Annotated in this window: 20 protein-coding genes; 11 read left to right on the forward strand and 9 right to left on the reverse strand. The window is 63.6% G+C overall.

From position 1 onward, the window contains the following. Nucleotides 1-58 precede the first annotated feature (58 nt). The 3 genes from G9C82_RS16320 to corA are packed head-to-tail and all read left to right on the forward strand — an operon-like array spanning nt 59 to nt 1,888. Nucleotides 59-700, forward strand: a complete 642-nt coding sequence (locus G9C82_RS16320) for a DUF6517 family protein (protein WP_004956742.1) — start codon at nt 59-61, stop codon at nt 698-700. A 43-nt stretch (nt 701-743) separates the two neighbouring features. After that, nucleotides 744-914: a hypothetical protein gene (locus G9C82_RS16325; protein ID WP_164734770.1), complete on the forward strand. Its 171-nt coding sequence runs from the start codon at nt 744-746 to the stop codon at nt 912-914. After that, on the forward strand, nt 911-1,888 hold the full coding sequence (gene corA, locus G9C82_RS16330; protein WP_127014685.1) for a magnesium/cobalt transporter CorA: 978 nt from the start codon (nt 911-913) through the stop codon (nt 1,886-1,888). Before G9C82_RS16325 ends, corA begins: the two co-directional genes overlap by 4 nt. Here corA and G9C82_RS16335 read toward each other — a convergent pair. Further along, on the reverse strand, nt 1,883-3,109 hold the full coding sequence (locus tag G9C82_RS16335; protein WP_007188918.1) for a tripartite tricarboxylate transporter permease: 1,227 nt from the start codon (nt 3,107-3,109) through the stop codon (nt 1,883-1,885). The two genes, corA and G9C82_RS16335, sit on opposite strands and share 6 nt — an antisense overlap. Before the next feature lie 52 nt (nt 3,110-3,161). Further along, nucleotides 3,162-3,320 (reverse strand): hypothetical protein, encoded by a 159-nt coding sequence (locus G9C82_RS16340; RefSeq protein ID WP_164734771.1) that lies wholly within the window; start codon nt 3,318-3,320, stop codon nt 3,162-3,164. Nucleotides 3,321-3,388: 68 nt separating this feature from the next. On the opposite strand from G9C82_RS16340, the gene glp reads away from it, so the two are divergent. The 3 genes from glp to G9C82_RS16355 all read left to right on the forward strand — a co-directional run bounded on the left by glp (nt 3,389) and on the right by G9C82_RS16355 (nt 7,876). Further along, nucleotides 3,389-4,612, forward strand: coding sequence for a gephyrin-like molybdotransferase Glp (gene glp, locus G9C82_RS16345; protein WP_004956755.1), 1,224 nt, complete (start codon nt 3,389-3,391; stop codon nt 4,610-4,612). After that, complete coding sequence (locus tag G9C82_RS16350; protein ID WP_127014686.1) at nt 4,609-6,489, forward strand: molybdopterin biosynthesis protein; 1,881 nt, start codon at nt 4,609-4,611, stop codon at nt 6,487-6,489. The genes glp and G9C82_RS16350 overlap by 4 nt, the downstream gene beginning before the upstream one ends. Before the next feature lie 163 nt (nt 6,490-6,652). Further along, nucleotides 6,653-7,876, forward strand: coding sequence for an iron-containing alcohol dehydrogenase family protein (locus tag G9C82_RS16355; protein WP_127014687.1), 1,224 nt, complete (start codon nt 6,653-6,655; stop codon nt 7,874-7,876). 203 nt (nt 7,877-8,079) lie between these two features. Here the strand turns inward: G9C82_RS16355 and G9C82_RS16360 are convergent, their stop codons facing one another. Both G9C82_RS16360 and G9C82_RS16365 read right to left on the reverse strand, forming a co-directional pair. Next, on the reverse strand, nt 8,080-9,249 hold the full coding sequence (locus G9C82_RS16360; RefSeq protein WP_127014688.1) for an NAD(P)/FAD-dependent oxidoreductase: 1,170 nt from the start codon (nt 9,247-9,249) through the stop codon (nt 8,080-8,082). Nucleotides 9,250-9,520: 271 nt separating this feature from the next. Then, a complete protein-coding gene (locus G9C82_RS16365; RefSeq protein ID WP_007187719.1) occupies nt 9,521-10,216 on the reverse strand; it encodes a ThuA domain-containing protein in 696 nt (231 codons plus the stop codon). Between the two features lie 230 nt (nt 10,217-10,446). On the opposite strand from G9C82_RS16365, the gene G9C82_RS16370 reads away from it, so the two are divergent. Then, complete coding sequence (locus G9C82_RS16370; RefSeq protein ID WP_004956789.1) at nt 10,447-10,821, forward strand: helix-turn-helix domain-containing protein; 375 nt, start codon at nt 10,447-10,449, stop codon at nt 10,819-10,821. Nucleotides 10,822-10,867: 46 nt separating this feature from the next. Continuing rightward, on the forward strand, nt 10,868-11,278 hold the full coding sequence (locus G9C82_RS16375) for a CoA-binding protein (protein ID WP_127014689.1): 411 nt from the start codon (nt 10,868-10,870) through the stop codon (nt 11,276-11,278). A gap of 73 nt (nt 11,279-11,351) precedes the next feature. Here the strand turns inward: G9C82_RS16375 and G9C82_RS16380 are convergent, their stop codons facing one another. Further along, the gene (locus tag G9C82_RS16380) at nt 11,352-11,735 is read right to left on the reverse strand and encodes a DUF393 domain-containing protein (protein WP_127014690.1); all 384 of its coding nucleotides are present in this window, start codon (nt 11,733-11,735) and stop codon (nt 11,352-11,354) included. 224 nt (nt 11,736-11,959) lie between these two features. Here G9C82_RS16380 and G9C82_RS16385 point away from each other — a divergent pair, with 224 nt between their 5' ends. Both G9C82_RS16385 and G9C82_RS16390 read left to right on the forward strand, forming a co-directional pair. After that, nucleotides 11,960-12,202 carry a BolA/IbaG family iron-sulfur metabolism protein gene (locus G9C82_RS16385; RefSeq protein WP_004956795.1) on the forward strand — a complete coding sequence of 81 codons (243 nt, stop codon included), beginning with the start codon at nt 11,960-11,962 and terminating at the stop codon, nt 12,200-12,202. Nucleotides 12,203-12,272: 70 nt separating this feature from the next. Beyond that, nucleotides 12,273-12,611 (forward strand): glutaredoxin, encoded by a 339-nt coding sequence (locus G9C82_RS16390; protein WP_004956798.1) that lies wholly within the window; start codon nt 12,273-12,275, stop codon nt 12,609-12,611. Between the two features lie 21 nt (nt 12,612-12,632). On the opposite strand, the gene G9C82_RS16395 is transcribed toward G9C82_RS16390, so the two are convergent. After that, nucleotides 12,633-12,812 (reverse strand): DUF5786 family protein, encoded by a 180-nt coding sequence (locus G9C82_RS16395; protein WP_004516241.1) that lies wholly within the window; start codon nt 12,810-12,812, stop codon nt 12,633-12,635. Nucleotides 12,813-12,985: 173 nt separating this feature from the next. Between G9C82_RS16395 and G9C82_RS16400 the strand changes: the two genes are divergently transcribed. Further along, on the forward strand, nt 12,986-14,908 hold the full coding sequence (locus G9C82_RS16400; RefSeq protein ID WP_007187723.1) for a beta-CASP ribonuclease aCPSF1: 1,923 nt from the start codon (nt 12,986-12,988) through the stop codon (nt 14,906-14,908). A gap of 8 nt (nt 14,909-14,916) precedes the next feature. Here the strand turns inward: G9C82_RS16400 and G9C82_RS16405 are convergent, their stop codons facing one another. Genes G9C82_RS16405 through moaA form a run of 3 tightly spaced genes read right to left on the reverse strand, consistent with a single transcriptional unit; the run spans nt 14,917 to nt 18,205 of the window. Then, a complete protein-coding gene (locus tag G9C82_RS16405; protein ID WP_127014691.1) occupies nt 14,917-15,930 on the reverse strand; it encodes a bifunctional oligoribonuclease/PAP phosphatase NrnA in 1,014 nt (337 codons plus the stop codon). A 55-nt stretch (nt 15,931-15,985) separates the two neighbouring features. After that, a complete protein-coding gene (locus G9C82_RS16410; RefSeq protein WP_127014692.1) occupies nt 15,986-17,071 on the reverse strand; it encodes a putative sulfate/molybdate transporter in 1,086 nt (361 codons plus the stop codon). A 51-nt stretch (nt 17,072-17,122) separates the two neighbouring features. Continuing rightward, nucleotides 17,123-18,205 (reverse strand): GTP 3',8-cyclase MoaA, encoded by a 1,083-nt coding sequence (moaA, locus tag G9C82_RS16415; RefSeq protein WP_121303267.1) that lies wholly within the window; start codon nt 18,203-18,205, stop codon nt 17,123-17,125. Nucleotides 18,206-18,208 lie beyond the last annotated feature (3 nt).

The following is an 18,208-nucleotide window of genomic DNA, read 5'->3' on the forward strand; positions in this document are numbered from 1 at the left end:
CGGCTGATACCTTGAACGGCCATGTACTTTATATACTGGACACAGTGTAAGGACAACAATGCGAAAGGGGATACTCACGCTTCTTGTCGGGGTACTCGTCGTCTCGTCGGGCTGTACCGGCCTGATAACCGGAGAGACGGTAGCGTTCGACTCCGCACCGGCGACAGTCAGCGACAGTGCGCTCGATGAAACCGGCTACGAGCAGTCGATGGCGGACGAACAAACAATCGAGCGGACGGTCACCGTCGCCGGCCAAGAGCGAACCATCCGTGTCACGAACCACGTCCGACAGTACCAGCGTGGCATCGATCTCGGACCGGTCGGTGAGGTCAACGCCGGTCGATTCATCGTCTTCTCGACGCCCAGCGCCAGTGTGGCGGGACAGACGCTGAACCCCGCCGCGAGCTGGTCCAACGAACGCCTTGTCGAGGAAGTCGCCAGTCGAAACGACCAGATCAACGACGTCCAGTTCGAGCGTAACCGCACAGTGGAAGCGCTGGGTGAGTCCCGTGAGGTGGCTGTGTTCTCCGGGACGACGACCATTGAGGGTCAGAGTGTCGATGTCCTGATCCACCTCACGAGCTTCGAACACGAGGGCGACGTGGTCGTCGCCGTCGCCGTCTACCCTGAGCGGCTTGACGACAGCGAAGGGCCGCGCGTCGATACGCTGCTTGGCGGCCTCTCGCACTCGGGCAACTGATTGCGGGGACACTGTTTTCTTTCGGGCCAGTGATAACGGAGGCATGAATCGGCTGTCTGTCGGCGGTGTGGTGCTCACGCTTGTCGGTATCGCCGGCTACGCCGTCGGGACGAGCGTCGCCTATCCCGGCCGGTCTGTGTCAGTAACGGCGGTGATGGTCGGGCTGACTGTGGCGGCCGTCGGCCACGCCACGCCGACGGAGGACACGCCGTGATTTCCGCAGTGGTGTACGCTGACGAGCAGGCGATAGAGTACGAGGATCTGACGACCGCCCGAACGGCTGCCGGAACGACGTGGGTTCACGTCACCGACGTGACAGCCGATGAGGTTGACGCCGTCAGTTCCGCCTTCGACCTTCATTCGCTGGCTATCGATGACATCAAGAACGACGTCCGGGCGAACGTTCAGGAGTTCAACGCCTACACGTTCGTGCTCGTCAAATCTGCGTCGCTTACGCCCGGCGATACGACCTTCGACAAGGAGGTGAAAACGACGCCGCTCGGCCTGTTTGTCGGCTCCGACTGGGTTGTCACGCTGTCGACGGGCGCCGTCCCATCCATCCAGCGCGTGATGGACGCTGTCGGCCGTGGGGACGAGCGACTCCTTCACCGCGGCCCGGATTTTACTGCCTACCGGGTCATCGACGTCATCGTCGACGCGTACTTCGACTTGCTGGACGAGATCGAGACCGATATCGAACAGATCGAAGAGGAGGTGACTACCTCCACCGATATCGAGACGCTCGAACGGATCAACGACGTTCGGCGTGACCTGTTGTCTTTCCGCAAACAGGTCTGGCCAGCACGGGAGGCAATTGGCGTGCTCGCCCGTGGCGACCCCAAACAGATCCAGCCACAGACGGAGAAATACTTCCGGGACGTCTACGACCACCTGGTCCAGATTGTCGACCTGACTGAGACTTACCGCGACCTCGTCTCGGGGGCGCGGGATATCTACCTGAATACGGTGTCCCAGTCGACAAACGAGGTGATGAAGATGCTGACCGTCGTTGCGACGATCTTCATCCCACTGACATTCGTGGTCGGCGTCTACGGGATGAATTTCACCGACAGCCCGTACAATATGCCGGAACTGGGCTGGGCGTTCGGGTATCCCGCGGTGATGATTGGGATGGTGATCGTCGTCGGAGTCTTGCTCGCTCATTTCCGCCAGCGGGGCTACCTATAACGCCAGCGGGACGAGTAAGACCCCCATCAGGGTTGCTCGCCGGGCTCCGAACTTCGGGGGCAGGTGGCCCACTGCAGTCGCGGCCCCGAACGCGCCCACCCCGACGAGGCCGGCGAAGAGCGCGGAGAGACAGACGAGTACTGCAATCACCGACAGCGAGAGATATGTCGGGTCCAGTCGGCCGACAATTCGGAGGTACCGGTCGCCCAGCGTCGGGACGAGTATCGCGCCGGCGACGGCAGCGATAGCGACTGCCGCAAGCAGCGCTGGAAGCACCAGCGGGACTTCCGCCCGGTCCAGCGCGACGAGGACGCCGGTCCGGGGCGTCCCGAGCGAGATGAGCGCGAACAGCGCAAATACCGCCGTCGCCGTGTTGACGCCGCTCGTCGTCACGATGAACGCTCGCGGTCCCTGGTCGGAGACCAGACCCAACGCTAGCGTCGCCGCGATAGCACTCGAGATTCCCGGGATGTAGCCGACTGCACCCCCACAGAGCGTGCCGATGCCTGCTAAGACGCCGACTGTTCGCCGCGGCGTCGTCACCGTTGCACCGGCCTGTGGCGGGACGCCATCCCCCTCGATAGCGGCCAAGAGCACCGGCGCGCCGAACAGCCCCGAAAACAGCGGGACCAGCACGTCTGACACAGGCAACGCGCCGGTCACTGGCGCATCGAGCAGACTGACTCCGAGCAGCCCGCTCGCGGCGAGCGAACACGCAGCGCCGACCTGCTGGCGGCGGCCGTGCTCCGTGACCACGAGCAGGACGGCGACCCCGACGAGTAGCACCGACAGCCACGGCCGGAGGAGCGGGTACACACGCTTCATTACCAGAGTGAGCGGAACCGCGAGTGGGACGGCAAACACCACGGCGAGCCCGCTCCCCAGCGCAGACAGGCGAAGCGCCTCCCGACCGCGGCCCTCTATCACCAGCTGGTGGCTCGGTAGCGCGCTGGCCGCCATCGCCGGGTCCGGCACGCCCAGTGCCAGCGCCGGAATCACATCGAGAAAGGTGTGTGTCACCCCGGCCGAAAGCATCGCGACGCCGACGTAGAGCCGCGGCCCGGGCAAACTGCTCGCCGCAGCAGCGAGCAAGAGCGCGAACGTGTTGGCGTGTAGCCCCGGAACGAGTCCGCTGAGCGTTCCCAGTCCGACCCCTGCCCCGATCGCTGTGAGGAGCGCGAGCGTCGCTGTCGGGTCGGCGGCAGGAAGCCCCGGAAGCACACTGAGGCGTGGCCCCGTTCCCGTACTTGAACCTCCGCGACGCGCAGCCCGGCTAGTCCTCCACAGCGTGATGCGGGCCGACCGGACCGTGTTCGGGGCAGGTCCCGGCGATAGGGGTGGCATTGAGACAGCAGTGCCGGCTGTCGGTTGCGACCAGTCCTTTCGAGAGCTCGTTCCCACAGAGCCGACAGCGAAGGTCCGACTCAGCCATACGTTCTTGTTTGCCCGAAGCCCCCTGAATCTGGCGAGCTTTTTGGTGTGCCGGCCATTCGTACACATATGAGCAACGAGTCCCGGAAGTCAGCCGGATTCAAGGACCGAACGCCGGTGACGACGGCCAGGGAGACGCTGCTGGACGCAGTGTCCCCACACGAGCGGACGGAGCGTGTCCCGCTGCGTGACGCCGACGAACGCGTCGTCGCGGGTGAAATCACGGCCGAGCGAGCGGTGCCCCACTACCGCCGTGCGGCGATGGACGGCTTCGCTGTCAGAGCCGAGGACACGTTTAGCGCGAGCCAGCGGTCGCCGGCATCGCTCCGGGTCGATGAGGCGGTGACAACGGGAACAGCGGCTCGCGTGCACACGGGGAGCGAACTCCCCGAGGGTGCCGACGCCGTCGTGATGGTTGAGGAGACCGAGGTGACCGGCGACAGCGTCACAGTGTTCGATGCGGTCGCTGGCGGGGAGAACGTCGCCCCTGTCGGCGAGGACGTGGAGCAAGGGCAGACGCTGTACGAGGATGGCCACAGGCTCCGACCGTCGGACCTCGGGCTGTTAAAATCGGTCGGCAACGACGTGGTCGAAGTGTACGAGCGACCCACGGTCAGCGTCATTCCGACCGGCGAGGAGCTGGTCCAAAATGACCCAGAACCGGGGCAGGTAATCGAGACGAACGGCCAGACCGTCACCCAGTACGTCGAGCGCTGGGGCGGCGACGCGACCTACCGCGACATCGTCACCGACGACGTGGACGCACTCCGGGCGGCCATCAGTGACGACCTTGACCACGACCTCGTGGTGACGACCGGCGGGTCCTCTGTCGGCGAGCGTGACCTGCTCCCGGAGGTCGTCAGCGAGATTGGCGAGGTGCTGGTCCACGGGGTCGCACTGAAGCCGGGCCACCCGGTCGCGCTCGGCGTGGCTGAGGGGACGCCGATTCTCATGCTTCCGGGGTATCCGGTCGCTTGCATCGTCAACGCCGTCCAGTTCCTCCGGCCAGCGCTCCGGCAGGCCGGCCATCTCCGGTCGACCGACCCGCCGACGACCAAGGCCGAACTCACGCGGAAGATCGCCAGCGAGCCGGGGACCCGAACCTACGCGCGGGTGGAACTGCACGATGAAGACGCAGACGAGCAAACGACCGCGACGCCGACGCGGGCCAGCGGCTCCGGTGTCCTCTCAAGCGTCGCGCTCGCTGACGGCTGGGTTGTCGTTCCGGAGTCCGTTGAGGGGTACGACGCCGGTGACACCGTGACCGTCGAGGACTGGGAGTGGTCACAGTGAGCGACCGCCGCGAGTTCCGCGACCTGGCGTCACCCGAAGAGGCCCACGAAGTCGTCGCTGGCCTCGACATTGATCCCGAACCTGAGAGCGTTCCCTTTGCGGACGCCCGCGACCGTGTCCTTGCGGAGCGGATCGACGCCGACATCGACGTGCCGGGGTTCGACCGCGCGAGCATGGACGGCTACGCTGTACACGCCAGAGACACCTTCGGCGCTGACGAGGCTGACCCGGTGACGCTGTCGGTCGTTGGGGAGGTCCACGCGGGCGAGGAGCCCGACGTAACCGTCGAACCGGGTTCACTCGCCGAAATCTCGACCGGCGCGGTGATGCCGGCCGGCGCGGACGCCGTCGTGATGGTCGAACGAACGACTGAGACTGACGATGGCATCGAGATACGCACGTCCGTTGCGCCCGGCGACAACGTGATGCTCGCCGGCGCGGACATCGCGGCCGGCGCGCGCGCGCTCGGCCCCGGAACGCGAATCACGCCCCGGGAAATCGGACTCCTGTCCGCGCTGGGCGTCGACGAGGTTCCGGTGCGTGGCCGGCCCCAGGTTGGCATCCTCTCAACCGGGGACGAACTCGTCCGACCCGGGAATCCCCTCGACAGCGCTGCCGGCCAGATATACGACGTAAACAGCTACACGCTGGCGGGCGCGGTCGCGGAGGCCGGCGGCGACCCTGTGATGTACCCCCACGCCGGCGACGACTACGAGGAGATGGAGCGGTTACTTCACGAGGCAGCCAACGAGTGCGACCTCGTCCTCTCGTCGGGGTCGACGAGCGCCAGCGCGGTCGATGTCATCTACCGCGTCATCGAGGAGCGGGGCGAACTCAGGCTCCACGGCGTCGCCGTCAAGCCCGGCAAGCCGATGCTCGTCGGCACTATCGGCGACTCGGCGTACGTCGGTTTGCCGGGGTACCCGGTGTCGGCGCTGACCATCTTCCAGACGTTTGTCGCGCCGGCAGTCCGGGACGCCGCCGGACGGGACCCGCCACGGACAGCAACGGTCTCTGGCACGATGGCAGTTCAGGAACGCTACGGCGAGGGGCGCAGACGCCTCATGCCGGCGGGTCTGGTCGAGGACGAAACGGGGTCGCTGCTGGTCTACCCCGTCGACAAGGGCAGCGGCGCGACGACAAGCCTCGTCGACGCCGACGGGTTCGTCGACGTCCCGCCGGGGACGGACTACCTGGCAGAGGGGGAGGCAGTCGACGTGACGCTGTTCTCTCCGGCAGTCAGGCCGCCGACGCTTCTGGGGATGGGCGAGGACGACCCGCTGCTCTCGCGCCTGCTCGACACGATTGGCCGGCCGCGGTATCTCCCGCTTGGATCTACTGAGGGGCTCCGCCGCCTCGACAACGGCGTGCCCGACGTCGCCGTCGTTGCGGGGCCGGCCGCCGATGACCACGACGCGGCCGACATTGGCGGCTGGGAGCGCGAATGGGGGCTTGTCGTTGGTCCTGATACCGACGTATCCGACTTGGGCGACCTCGTCGACGGTGACTACCGCTTTGTCAACCGCGACACCGCCTCCGGACTGCGACGGAGCTTCGACGACGCGCTCGACGCCCTCGGCGAGGACCGGGGCGTCGGCCGCGCGGAGGTCGTCGATGCCATCGAAGGCTACGAACTCACGACAAAAGCCCACGAGAGTCCCGCTCGAAAGGTCATGGCGGGCGGTGCGGATGCGGGGCTCGGGCTTCACGCTACAGCGGCGAAACTTGACCTCGGGTTCGTCTCATTGGGAACACAGCAGGTCCGGGTACTTGCGAACCCGGACCGACGGGAGAAACACAGCGTCGGTGCGCTGGAGGAGGCGCTCGACGACCTTGACTCGCTGGCCGACGGGATAGCTGGTATGGAACCGCAGTAACGGCGTTTACCCGAACGCGGGGACTTCAGCCGAGAATACGCTGCCGTCCTGCAAGGGACCGTCACGTGTCCGCGTTGCAGTCATCGAAAGCGAAAGTTGTGGCGATTGACGGCTCTGGCGACCTGAAGGCCTAAAGACGAGCGGGGCCGAATGCGTCACACCGATGGCCGACACACCGGTTGCCGGCGACCTTGAGGCCCCGTTTCGGTTCGAGTATGCCCCCGCGACGCTCCGATACGCCCCTGACGCCGTGCGGTCGCTGGGTACGGAGTTAGACGAGCAGGGCTACGACCGTGCACTGGTCGTCTGTGGCACTACCGTCGGTGAGACGCCGGCCGTGATGGACCCTGTTCGGGACGGACTCGGTGACCGACTTGCCGGCGTCTTCGCGGAGACAACGCCAGCCAAGCGGCTCGGCACTGCGTACGACGGGCTTGAACGCTTCCGCGAGGCTGACGCCGATTGTCTCGTGGCCGTCGGCGGCGGGAGCAGCCTCGACGTGGCAAAAATCATCAGTATTCTCGCGGCGACCGACCGCGACCCAACCGCTGTCGGCACGGCGTTCGCTGATTCCGGAACGATAGCTGTCCCCGAAGCAGCACTGCCACCGATTATCGCCGTCCCGACGACGCTGGCCGGCGCTGACCTCTCTATCGTCGCTGGCGTCACAGCCGCACCAGACACCTGTCCTGTGGACGAACCGGCCAGCGGCGGTGTCAGTGACCCGGAACTGATGCCCGCGGCCGCCTGTTACGACCCCGAACTGATTGCGACGACGCCCCGGTCGGTCCTCACGGCGTCGGCGATGAACGGCTTCGACAAAGGTATCGAGACGCTGTACGCGGCCAACGCAACTCCGATAACCGACGCCACAGCGTCGCACGGCCTCGGCCTTCTCACAGAAGGCCTGCTCGCGTTCGGTAACGGTGACGACGACCCATGGGTGTACCAGTCGGTCACGCAGGGACTCATGCTCGTCCAGTACGGTATCTCGCGGGCCAACGGGACGACGCTCTCGCTGATCCACGCCCTCGGCCACGGACTAACCCGGACCGACGCCGTCCAGCAGGGCGCGGCTCACGGAATCATTGCTCCGGACGCGCTCTCGTACCTCTTCGAGCAGGTCGACGGCCGGCGGTCACTTCTGGCCGACGCACTCGGGGTCGGCGACGCTGACAACCCTGGGACGGCGGTCGTTGACCGAGTCAGTGAGGTAGTGACGACGCTGGGACTGCCAACACAACTCCGGGACGTAGCCGGCCCTGACCGGGCGGAGTTTCCCGAAGTCGCCGATGCCGTCCTTGAAGACGCCTTCATGATGAACGTCCCGTCGGGGCTGGAGCCAACCCGGGAGGATATTGTCGGCGTGTTAGAGTCTGCTTGGTAGCGACCTACAGACGGCGGCATATATCAATAGCTACTGGGGAAGGTGGCAGACACGGCATACCGCGCGAGCGGAGCGAACGCGGTTTCACTCCGAGCGCGTTCGCAGAACGCGACTCGGAGGTCGTTTTTAGCGTAGATTTTTACGAACCCGCTCCCCGCAGCGCCGGAGGCGCGAGGAGAGGAGGTGACGTAAAAAGGGACTCGCTACATGTCAGGCCAGGCCTTGGCGGCTCGACCGACACCAGTCATGTCGTTGATCCAGCGGGCGGCAATCGCTTTCTTCAGCAGTTTCGCGGGCATCCCGCCAAACGTCTCGATAGGCATATTCACCACGTCGTGGGCGACGGCTTTCTCGCCGACCGAAACGACCGTGCCCTTGTCCTTGTGGGTCCACGTCTTCAGCGGCTGGCCTCGCACGGCGCGAGCGAGGTTCTCACCGGCGACTTCGGCGGCCTGCCAGGCGGCCTGCGCGGTCGGCGGGGCGGGCTGGTCGCCCGGCTGGTCGATCAGCGCCGAGTCGCCGATTGCGAAGACGTGTTCATCCTCGGTCTGGAAGTTCCCTTCGGCGTGGACGCGGTGGTTGCGCTCATCCTTGTCCAGGTCGACGTCTTGCATACAATCGCGGCCGGTGATACCGCCCGTCCAGACCAGTACGTCGTACTCCAGTTCGTCCTCGTCGCCGATGTAGACCGTCTCCTCGTCGACTTCGCCGATGAACTCCCCGCACTTGATGTTCACGTCGGCGGCTTCCAGACGCTTACGCAGGGCACCCTGCAGTTCCGGGTCGCTGTTGGGCAGGACCTGGTCGAGGCCTTCCACGAGGTGGATGTCGATTGGCGCGTTGTGTTCGTCGCGGAATTCGGCGACCTCGCCGGCGGTCTGAATGCCGGAGAGGCCAGCGCCGCCGATGACGACCTGTGCTGGGTCGTTTGTGGAGGCTTCGCGGGCCGCTTGCTGAACCTTGTCGTGGATTGCAAGCGCGTCGTCGAGGCTCTTGAGCGTCAGAGCGTGCTCTTTGAGGCCCTCGATGCCGAAGAAGGCCGTCTGGGAGCCCAGCCCAACGAGCAAGTAGTCGTACTCGACGGTGTCGGAGTCGGCGAGGGCCACTTCTTGGGCGTCGGTGTCGATGCCGACGACCTCGTCCTGAATGAATGACGTCGACGGCTGCTTGATTTCGTGGACAGGGATGGCGATGTTCTCCTGCACGCTCGGGTCCCGGATGCAGCGGTGGGACTCGTGCAAGACCAGATGATAGTCCGTCTCAGAAATCCAGGTCACATCAACGTCCGTCTGGCCATCTAACTCGTCCTCGAAACTCTTTATTGCCCCCGCGCCGGCGTACCCCGAACCGAGCACCACTACGTTCTCTGTCATAGGCCACTCTCCGGAGTCATTAGATACAAACCCTTTGGAATCGGTCCACGGCTTTGCTGTTGTCCTCGCATGCTGGCTCGCGGTTGTGACCCAGCCCCCTAAGTTTGCAGTCACCTTCGCTCCCCCTCCTGAGCGCAAACAGTTCCTACTGTTCCTGAAAACCCCTCCTAATCACCTACGTGCGGATTCAGGCCGCCGTTTCCAGCCAGTCAATTGAATAGGAGACGGGTCATCCGGGGGCCAATGGCCAGCATAACAATTGTGCTGCTTGTCAGGACTGTCCGGCGCAGGGGCGGTCGGGCTCATTCGGCGCGGCCCACGTAACGGCGTTGTGCAAAAGCTTCTGGACGACCGGCCGGTGGTACACTGGAAACGTCTCGTGGCCGGGCTGAAAGTAGAATATTCTTCCTGCATCACGGTAGTAACAACACCCGCTGGGAAACACCGTGCCGTCGTCACACCAACTTACAGTCACTAGCGTGTCCGGTGTCGGCAGGTCGAACCCCTTTCCGTAGATCTCGGCACGTTCGAGTTCGAACTCCTCGGGTAGTCCATCGGTAATGGGATGGCTCGCTTCCACGACCCAGACGTGCTCACGCTCGCCCTCCTCGCGCCAGCGCAGGGTGCCAGTCCCCCCCATGAGTGCCTCGAACGGCTTCGACTCGTGACTGGAATGGAGCGGGATGAACCCCATCCCATCACGGACGGCCTGCTCGACGCGGTTCGCAGTCGCATCGCTAACAACATCGTGGGCGATATCGCTCCACCACAGTAACACATCAGTTTCGGCGAGCACCGTCTCGGTCAGTCCGTGGGCTGGGTCATCGAGTGTCGCTGTCTGAACGGTGTGGCCGTACGAAGTAAGCGTCTCAGCCAACGTCGTGTGGATTCCGTCGGGGTACATCGCATTGGCCGGGCCTGTCGCCCGTTCATGCTGATTTTCGTTCCACACGGTGACTGCAACCATACAAGAATACACTGAATAACCGGAGAAAAATATGGCTACTCTCTCCCAGCGTAACCGCGCCGCAAGAAATAGCGGAGAGGGACACACTCGGGTATAATAGCTCATAGCTCTGGGTAGGCCTCAGTGTGCGATGTCCTGCTGAGTCTCTCGATGTGGTTCCCAAACGATGGAGTCCGGCTACTTGCACAGGGGTAGTTATTAGCCGACCGCGGCCGAAATCCCGACAAGATATGAGCGATTCACCCGAGAAGCTCTCCGTCTGGTGTGCTGGCGAGGACTGGTGCCCCATAACCACGACGGCGTCCCTTATCGGGAAGAAGTGGCACCCCGTTATCATCCACCGATTGCTTGATAACGGCCCATCAGGCTTTAACGAACTCAAAGAGAACGTCGATGGGATTTCTTCTAAAGTCCTCTCTGACAGCCTTGAAGACCTGCAGGAGAAAGGGCTCGTCGACCGGGAAGTAATCAACGAACAGCCGTTTCGCGTCAATTATTCGCTCACCGAACACGGGGAGTCGCTGGAGTCCGTAATCACCGAAATGGCCGCGTGGGGCGAGACGTACCTGCAGGAACCGACAGAGGCCGACGAGCCCGCGGAGTAGGTCCAGCAGGCAATCCCTTTTGTTGCTGCCCGACGAACCTTCGTGTATGCCTGTTACTTCGGACGACGAACTCCGGGAGATTCTCGAACATGACCGTGTCGCCGTCGTCGGGTGCTCGACCAGCCCCGGCAAGGACGCCCACGAGATTCCGAAGTACCTTAGCGAACAGGGGTACGAGGTAATTCCAGTCAACCCCTTCGCTGACGAGATATTCGGGCAGAAGGCCTACGACTCACTGGCAGAGGTTCCGGGTGAAATAGACCTCGTTGACGTGTTCAGGCCCAGCGATGAGGTCCGCGACATCGTTGACGCGGCCCTAGAACGCGACGACGACGCCGTCATCTGGCTCCAGCTTGGTATCCACGACGACGACGCCGTCGAACGCGCTGAGGCGGCTGGCCGCCGCGTCGTTCAGGACCGCTGTATGAAGCCGACCCACCAGCAACTGATGAGGTGAGTGGACGGGCGACTGTCGCGGACTACCGCTGATCGATGTGTGAACGTCGTCCAGCAGTTTTGGGAATGTGGCGTCAGTCCGAGTTATCCCTGCGCGCTGGCGGCGTCTTTGACATGACCTTCCCCCACTTCGAACGGTTATCCGCGACCTGTCGATAGGCCCGCTCGCGGAACCGCTCGTAGTCCTCGAACTGCCGGAGGAACGAGACCAGCGGTCGTGCTGGCTTGCCGAGTTCGGTGTATGTAAGCGCGGTTTCGATGGATTTCCCGCAGGAATACACGTCCTCCTCGGTCACCAGATGCGAACAGGACTCGTAGTCGTCTGGGAGTCGCTCTAGTAGGTCGTCGCCGAGCGCAGAGAAGCCAACGATTTCGAGAGCAGACCGTTCGCCGATGAAGTCCGCCCACCATGTACAGAAGCCACAGTCGTCGTCGTAGACGAGCGTTGCGTCGCTCATATGCGGTCTACGCATCCGGGGCACAAACACCTGTGGTTCAGCCGGCAGGGATTCATAGCCGGTCACCACAGACGCGGACGTGAATCGGTTGGTCAAACCGGTCGTGACTGGCGGGCTTGTACCCCTGTGACTGGCCGCCTTCGACCGGGCACTGTCGCTCAGTTGGTGCCCACGACGCGACTGTGACGCCAACTGTTTTGCCCGCCGCTCTCTTCAGAACGCGTATGGACGAGGATGCGGTCGCCGAACTCATCGAGGAAGCGCTTCCGGAAGCACAGGCGACGGTCACCACACCGCGGGACCCTGACGACGACAAACACTACGCCGTACGCGTGGTTTCGCCGGTGTTCGAAGGGGAGTCGCTAGTTGACCAGCACCAGCTCGTCCACGACGCGCTGGGGGACCATCTCACTCGCGACATTCACGCCATCGAGCTGACGACGCTGACACCTGCGGAAGCAGAGTAGCCGGGTCTCGGTGATGGGGCCTCACTCGCCCCGTCGGTACGCCTTTATTGCCGACGCCGTTAGTGGCGGTATGGCATTCGAGCCCGAAGAACTTTCCCCGGAAGAGGTCACGGAGCAGGTAGACAGTGTCATCGAGGACAACGAGGTCGTGCTGTTCATGAAAGGCAACGAGCTGATGCCACAGTGTGGCTACTCGAAGAAGGCACTCGCACTACTGCAACAACACCGCGACGACATCGAGACAGTGGACGTGCTCAAAGCGACCGACGCCTATCGGGAAGCTCTGGAGCGCCACAGCGGGCGCGAAACGATCCCACAGACGTTCGTCGACGGGGAGTTCATCGGTGGCAGTGACATCCTCGAACAGCTCGACGAGCGCGGCGAACTTGCACAAAAAGTCGGTCAGTAAGCGCGGTCGGGAGTGGCGGCGTTACTCTTCGTCTTCGTCTTTCATGTCGCCGAGCTTGTCGACGAGGTCGCTCGTGGTCGCCTCCGTCTCGAAGGAGACCGACCCGTCGTGGTCGTTCTCGTGGACCGCAACGCCCTCGCTGTCGTCCGCGTCTACGTCGTTGTCCTTCTGTTCGGATTCATCGTAGCTACCAAAGCCCATATAGATACAACTCGGAGTCCAACACTAAAATTCGCCGGTTCCTGCCGAGACACGACCACGCGATGACATAACGAGACAAGCAAAGGTTCTTTACCGTGCTTGCACTCCCGCTAGATAACGGCAGTCGAGAGCCGTGGTTTTCCGACGGCTATCGGGCCTCCATCTCCAAACTTATGAGTTCCGCAGACGAGACACTTGATCGAATCAAAGCACAGGTCGAAGAAGAGACACCAGACGACATCGAAATCGAATCGGTCGCGTTCGAGGGGCCGGAACTAGTTATTTACACGCCGGACGCGCAGACGGTCGCCAACCGCGACGGCATCGTCAGAAATCTCGCACAGACGCTCCGCAAACGCATCAACGTTCGCCCCACGCAGGAAGCCCTCGTGCCGCCGAACGAAGCCCGGGCCCAAATCACGCAGACGATTCCCGAGGACGCCGGCGTCCAGAATCTGGATTTCGACCGCCAGACGGGCGAGGTATTTATTGAGGCCGAAAAGCCCGGTCGCGTCATCGGCCGCCACGGGGCAACGCTGGACGAGATTTCTGCATCCGTCGGCTGGACCCCCGAGGTCGTCCGGACGCCGCCGATGGAGTCCTCGACTGTCTCGAACGTCCGGAACTACCTCAAACAGGAACGCGAAGAACGCCGAGATATCCTCCAGCGCGTCGGTCGACAGATCAACCGCCCAACCACGAGCGACGAGGACTGGGTTCGACTCACCACGCTCGGCTGCTGTCGTGAGGTCGGGCGCGCCGCCTTCATCCTCTCGACGCCGGAGTCCCGCATCCTCATCGACTGTGGCGACAAACCCGGCGCTGAGGGCGAGGTTCCGTATCTCCAGGCTCCCGAAGCGCTCGCTGCGGGGCCGAACTCCCTCGATGCCGTCGTCCTGACACACGCCCACCTCGACCACTCCGCGCTCATTCCTATTCTGTTCAAATACGGTTACGACGGGCCGATTTACACGACTGCACCGACGCGGGACCTGATGGGCTTGCTCCAGCTGGATTACCTCGACGTGGCCTCGAAGGAAGGGCGGACACCGCCCTACGAGAGCCAGCAGGTCCGGGACGCACTGAAACACACGATTCCGCTGGAGTTCGGCAACGTCACCGACATTGCGCCGGATATCAAGCTCACGATGCACAACGCCGGCCACATCCTTGGGTCGGCAGTGTGTCACTTCCATATCGGCGAGGGCCGCTACAACGTCGCCTTCTCCGGGGACATCCATTACAAAGACACCCGCCTGCTCGACGGGGCCGTCAACGACTTCCCCCGCGTCGAGACGCTCGTGCTGGAGTCGACCTACGGCGGCAAGAACGACTACCAGACCGACCAGTCTGACTCCGAACGGGTTCTCAGAGACGTTATCAACGAGTCTTACGAGAACGACGGCAAGGTACTGATTCCGGCATTCGCCGTGGGGCGGTCGCAGGAACTCATGCTTGTCCTCGAAGAAGCGATGCGGAAGGGCGATATTCCGACGATGCCGGTGTACCTCGACGGGATGATTCGGGAGGCGACGGCTATCCACACCGCGTACCCGGAGTACCTCCGGGACGACCTCCGCCAGCGAATCCTCTACGAAGACGAGAACCCGTTCCTCGCCGAGCAGTTCGAGCAGGTCGACGGCGGCGACGAGATGCGACAGGACATCGCCGACGACGAACCGGCTATTATCCTGACTACCTCCGGAATGGTCACCGGCGGCCCCGTGATGTCCTGGCTCCGATTGCTGGGCAGCGACCCGGACAGCACGATGGCGTTCGTCGGCTATCAGGCCGAAGGCACCCTCGGTCGCCAGATTCAGCGCGGACAGGACGAAATCACCCTTGGCGACACGAGCGGGCCACGCGCCGAGCGGGTGAGCCTCAGACTCAACGTGGAGACGGTCGATGGCTTCTCCGGCCACGCCGACCGACAGGGGCTTGAGTCGTTCGTCGAGACAATGCACCCGCGGCCGGAGAAGATCCTCTGTGTCCACGGCGACGCGTCCACGACGAACCAGCTCTCTTCGGCGCTGTACCAGAAGTTCAACATGCGGACGCACAACCCGAAGAACCTCGAAACGTTCCGGCTGTCCTGAACAGCGGCTTAGCTGTCTTCCGAGAGATTTAACCCGGCAAAGAGCCGCGCCGAAATCACCTGCTCGACAATATCGACAAGCACGGTGTCGTCGCTCGTGTAATCGGCGAAGATGCCAAGCGGGATTTCGCCGCCGGCCATCTCGCGGTGTCCCCCTGCGCTCCCCACATCGCTCAGGGACTCACTCAGAATGTCACCGATGTTGACCCGGGAGTCCGTCGAGCGGGCGCTGAGCTGAATCGTGTCCTCGACAATGCCAAAGACGATGGCCGTCTCGACGCCCTCAAGCGTCGCCAGATAGTCAGCCGACTGCGGCAGGGCGTCCCGCTCGGGCGTCCGGCCGACGTGTGAAATCAGCACCGACCCGCGGACTGTCCGGTTTCCGATTGCGTCCGCGATAGCGTCGACGGTTGCACCGCTGATCGACGGCGAAGAGAGCTGTCGCAACAGGTCCGAATCGGCCGTGTCCGTCAGAAAGCCGGCCGCCCCGTACTCATCCGGCGTCACGCCGCGCAGGAATCCCAGCGTCTCCCGGCGGATGGCAAACAGCAACGCTGTCGCCAAACGGTCATCGAATTCGATTTTGAGGTCTCGGAGGTACTCGGTCAGTATCGTCGCCGTCGCGCCGATCTCAACACGGTGGTCGACGAACCTGGCTGTAATGTCCTCGGCGGGGTGATGGTCGACAACGATATCGACCGAGACATCATCGGGAACCCGGTTGTTCGCCCCTGGAATCGAGTGGTCGACGAAGGCGAGTAGTTCCGAAGGGTCCCGGTCAATCACGTCGGCTCTATCGAACTCCTGAATGTCCATCTCCAGCAGATTGACGAACGAGCGGTTCTGCTGGTGTGATATCTCGCCGCTGTAGAGGATGCGTCGTTCGTCGATGCCGACGGCGGCCGCAATGCAACCGAGCGCGAGCGCGCTGGCCAGACAGTCGGGGTCAGGGTTGTTGTGACAGACAATCGTGAGCGACTCCGCCTCTCCGAGTAGGTTTTCAAGTTCTGTTGCGGGGCGCATTTATTGGTCGACCCTTCGGGCTCCTGCTACAAGCGTGTGGGGGCCAGCCGCTGAGTTACAGCCGGGCACGCAGTTGCTGGACGAGGACGCCGAGGACGAGCGCGAGGCCGAGGTTGATGAGCACGCCGACGACACCGATTGCCGCGACAACTACCAGATCATCCGTGCTAGAAACGCCGGTCCAGCCCAGCTGGAGCGCAATCAGCACCAAGATGACCCCGAGCAGTGCCGTCGGATAGACCGAGATGACGCCGACGGCGAGGAACGCAGTCAGCACGTAGCCCGCACCGAGTAGCAGATTCGCGCCCGGCGTTCTGGCCCCGAATGCGTACTTCCCGGCGACGCCGCCACTCCCGTGACACATCGGGAACGCGCCGAAAGGGACCGCGACCAGATTCATCAGCCCCATGCTGTTCGAGAGCTGGTCCGCAGATACGTCCCGGTCGAAATAATCGGCGAGCAGGACCGACGTGGCGAGGGCGGCGTTGCCGACCGTGACCGCGATCTGTGCGAGGACGGCCTCCCCCGTTTGCAACGATAGCGTCATTGTCGGAAGCATAAACATGGCGTCAACCGCTGGGACGGCCGGCGTCGGAACCCCGGTCTCCGCGAGGGCGATGGCGGCTCCAAGGACAAAAACGGCGAAGGCGCTCTGCCCGCTGTGGCCGACCACCGCAAGGACGGCAACAATGCCAACGGCGATAGTCACGAGTCTTGGGTCGTTGAGCCCAAGACCGATGCCGGTTTCGAGCAGGACCAGCGCGACGCCGAGTTGCACCCCGCGGACAACGGTATCGTCGACGTACTGATTGACCACTTCGAGCGACTGTGTGGTTCCAAGCACGAGCAGGATGCCGGCCAGCAAAAGCCCTGCAACGACGAGTTCGCCAGTCGAGATGGTCCCGGCGATGACCAGCGCGGCGAACGCCTTCATCGGCTCGACTGATATGGGGACACCGTAGTACAGCCCCCAGACGACCTGAAAAACGCCGAACCAGACGAGCATGACCGGGAGCGAGAGCTTCGTCAGCACGGCGACGGCGACAACAACTGGGAGTACCGTCGCCGAGTCCCCGATTGCGCCGGTCAGTTCATTCCACGACAGCGAAACTGTCGTCTGGTCGCGGAACGTGAAACTCATGACGGTCGTGTCCGACGGCGAAACAGTGAGCGAACCCCTCCGCGGCGGCCGCTACTCCGAGTACTCGTAGGGCGCACGGTCCCCGTCGGTGTCGATGTACTCCTCGTTTATCTCCCACTCGCCGTCCTCGGTTTCAATCATGTACTCGCCGTAGTAGGGGACGCGAGTGTCGACCGTCTCGCGGAACGCGGCGCGCATCGACTCTTTGGTCGTGCCGATGTCACGCAGGTCATCGTTGCGGTTCAGACAGCCCTTGAGGTAGCCGTCGTGGGTGAGCCGCACGCGATGACAGTTCGCACAGAAGTTCTCGTTGCCGACGGGGTCGACGATTTCGACCATTCCGCTGTTGTGGTTGTTGACCGGCTCCGTTCGTATCCCGCCGTCGGACGCGGCCAGCGAGGTGGAGGCACTATCACCTTCGACCGTCGCCTCGCCGCTGTGCATCCAGTAGCGCTTGCGGTCGTGCATCTCGCGGTGTTCGACCTTGTCGGCGCGGTCTTCGAGCCAGTCGTGGACGCGGTCGATGTCGATGGCCCACTCCGGATGGCCCGCCAGTTCCGGCATGTACTCGATAAGCTGGAGCTGGAGACCGGGGTTCTCGGCGACGTGGTCGACCATCTTCGGGACGTAGCCCGCGGTCGGCTCGAAGACGACCATGTTGAGCTTTACCGGCTCGAGGCCAGCGTCCAGCGCCGCTTCGACGCCCTCGAGGACGCGGTCGTAGGCCCCGCTCTGGGTCAGTTCGGCGAATGCCTCGCTGTCGAGGGCGTCCTGTGAGACGTTGACCCGCTCGAGGCCCGCGTCGACGAGGTCCGGGGCGCGGCCGGGGAGAAAGGTGCCGTTGGTCGTCATCGACACCTCCATCTCGTCGGGGGCGCGCCGGACGATTTCCTCCAGGTCCTCCCGGAGCATCGGCTCCCCGCCGGTGAACTTCACCGAGTCGACGCCGAACTCGGCGGCGACTTCGAGGAAGGCCACGATGGTGTCAGCAGTGAGTTCGTCGTCCTGTGCCTCCATCGGGCCCCGTGTGTCGCCCAGCCCCTCGTTGTGGCAGTAGACGCAGTCGAAGTTACACCGGTCGGTGAGGGAGACGCGGACACCGGAGACCTCGCGACCGAAGTCGTCTTCGAGCATATC

Origin of the sequence: Haloarcula sp. R1-2 (genome assembly GCF_011627385.1) — an archaeon.
In the GTDB taxonomy this organism is placed as follows: domain Archaea; phylum Halobacteriota; class Halobacteria; order Halobacteriales; family Haloarculaceae; genus Haloarcula; species Haloarcula marismortui.